Here is a 1,950-nt window from a genome sequence, read left to right as displayed (position 1 = left end):
CCAACCTGGACTACTCCATCGTCCCGATCCCGACCAAGGACGGCTCGCCGTTCACGCTCGGCGTCATGGACCAGCTGATGGCGTTCCAGAACGACGACGACAAGAAGGAAGCGATCACCAAGTTCTTATGCAGGAACTGCTCCCGGCTGAGCTGGAGGATCTCGTCGAGCTCGCCTGCGACATCGACCGCGCGTGCGGCGCGTCCGACCCACCCTGCATCCGTCCACACCTCGAGGGCCACGGCCGACGCCTGCTTGGTCATGCCGCCGCCGCGCTTGGCCGGGCGCAGATACTCGGGCGAACGGGTCACCCGGAACCGGCCGGTGGGAGTGCTGAACTCGACGACCACCTCTGAGGGATCGTCGGGCTCGCAGTGGTCGCTCCGAAGGCGCTTCTCGCCGCCGTCGTATCGTGGCACTCCGCCGTAGAGACCGAAGCAGACGGCGTCGAGGATGCTGGACTTGCCCGCCCCGGTCCGTCCGGCGATCAGGAAGATGCCATCGTCGGCGAACGCGTCGAAGTCGACCGTCTGACGCGAGCGGAAGGGGCCGAAGCCCTCGACCTCCAGGCGATGAAGACGCATCTAGACGAGCGCCTCAGCGCGCACACGCTCGTCGAGGATCGCCCGGATCAGGTCGCGCTCGGCCACCGTCGGCCCCTGACCCGCCCGCACATGTTCGAGGAAGGCATCGATGCGGTCGGCATCGGTCACCGCGTTGCGCAGACGCTGCACGTAGGAGCGCTCGTCTGCTTCGGCCCTGACCTCGGGCTGATGTTGCACCATGGCGCAGTAGGGGTAGCTCTCGCGGAGGCGGCGCATCGGCTCGGTCTGCGGCACGGCGTCGGTGTACACGGCGCAGACCCAGTCGTCTGCGTGCGTGGCGACGCTCTCGGCGGAAAGGAGCTCGTCGAGCGGGCCGGTGAGCGTGACCAGGCGGCGCGGCACCGGCAGCTCGAGCCACTCGACCTCGGCGAGTCCATCGGCATCGACGTCGACGAGCCACATCTCCGTCGAACCCGGTCATCACCGAACCGGTCACCTCGACATCCGACGGCTCCGCGAAGGCGCGGGCGATGAGGATGTTGTCATCGGTGTGGTCGCCGTTCATGTGGCGGAGAACGGCGGTGATCACGTCGGCGTCGAAGATATGGGGCACGGTGACCACCTTACGGCGGCTCCGAGATCGCTCCGGGGCCGACTTTCAGCCTCGGCGCTCTAGACTCGGGAGACACGTCCTCGGGGGTCCCTTTCATGCAGCTTCTCTCGTCGCGCCGGTGGCGCGCCGCAACGGCGACGGCAGCCGTGCTCGCTCTCGCTCTCACCGGATGCTCGTCCGAGGAGTCCTTCTCCTACACGCCGCCCGCACAGGTCGACGGTCCGCTCCCGGACGACACGGTCGCCGCGATGCAGGCCGCGGTCGACAACGCGCTCGTCTCCTCCGGTGCGACCGGTGCGATCGTCGGCGTATGGGCGCCCTGGAGCGGGAGCTGGGTGGCGGGCATCGGCACGCAGGATCGCGAAGGCGGTGCGGAGCTGTCGACCGACATGTCCTTCCGCATCGCGGACGTCACCCGTCTGATGACCTGCGACGTGCTCTATGCCCTCGCCGACCGGGACGTGGTGGAGCTCGACGCCAACGTCGCCGACTACGTCTCGGGCGTCGCCGACATGCGCGACGACGGCATCACCCTCCTCGATCTGTGCAACGGCACCAGTGGCGCGGGATCCTCCGAGGGAACCGTGAAGTCGGCCTGGCTGAACACCCCTGAGCGGGTGTGGTCGCCGCTGGAGCTCGCGGGCTTCGGGCTGGCGCGCGAGCGCACTCTCGTGATCTGGTGTCGACCGTGACGGACAAGGTGCTCGGCGACATGCAGGAATGGCAAGCCCGTCCTCTCGATGCGATCTATCCGGTGGTGCTGATCGACGCGCTCGTGATCAAGGTCCGCGAC

Annotated in this window: 4 protein-coding genes and 1 pseudogene; 2 read left to right on the top strand and 3 right to left on the bottom strand. The window is 68.1% G+C overall.

Annotation, left to right across the window (positions count from 1 at the left end; all coding sequences use genetic code 11):
- Positions 1-10: 10 nt before the first annotated feature.
- The 3 genes and pseudogenes from KZA10_RS13615 to KZA10_RS18780 form a co-directional block, all read right to left on the bottom strand.
- On the bottom strand, positions 11-583 hold the full coding sequence (locus KZA10_RS13615; protein ID WP_218683148.1) for an AAA family ATPase: 573 nt from the start codon (positions 581-583) through the stop codon (positions 11-13).
- Positions 584-1,006: an exonuclease SbcCD subunit D C-terminal domain-containing protein gene (locus KZA10_RS13610; RefSeq protein WP_256934843.1), complete on the bottom strand. Its 423-nt coding sequence runs from the start codon at positions 1,004-1,006 to the stop codon at positions 584-586. It lies immediately after the preceding gene.
- Between the two features lie 49 nt (positions 1,007-1,055).
- Positions 1,056-1,109, bottom strand: a pseudogene (locus KZA10_RS18780) (hypothetical protein); the annotation flags it as partial.
- A gap of 143 nt (positions 1,110-1,252) precedes the next feature.
- On the opposite strand from KZA10_RS18780, the gene KZA10_RS13605 reads away from it, so the two are divergent.
- Both KZA10_RS13605 and KZA10_RS18775 read left to right on the top strand, forming a co-directional pair.
- Positions 1,253-1,849, top strand: a complete 597-nt coding sequence (locus KZA10_RS13605) for a serine hydrolase domain-containing protein (protein ID WP_256934842.1) — start codon at positions 1,253-1,255, stop codon at positions 1,847-1,849.
- A gap of 20 nt (positions 1,850-1,869) precedes the next feature.
- On the top strand, positions 1,870-1,950 hold an 81-nt coding region (locus KZA10_RS18775), incomplete at its 3' end, for a transposase (protein ID WP_374196594.1).

It is taken from the genome of Microbacterium sp. BF1 (assembly GCF_019279095.1).
GTDB lineage: Bacteria > Actinomycetota > Actinomycetes > Actinomycetales > Microbacteriaceae > Microbacterium > Microbacterium maritypicum.
This window is presented reverse-complemented; position numbering and strand designations above follow the sequence as displayed.

Coding starts and splice junctions, on each gene's coding strand:
- KZA10_RS13615 (WP_218683148.1), bottom strand. CDS start 583: ATGCGTCTTCATCGCCTGGAGGTCGAGGGCTTCGGCCCCTTCCGCTCG.
- KZA10_RS13610 (WP_256934843.1), bottom strand. CDS start 1,006: ATGTGGCTCGTCGACGTCGATGCCGATGGACTCGCCGAGGTCGAGTGG.
- KZA10_RS13605 (WP_256934842.1), top strand. CDS start 1,253: ATGCAGCTTCTCTCGTCGCGCCGGTGGCGCGCCGCAACGGCGACGGCA.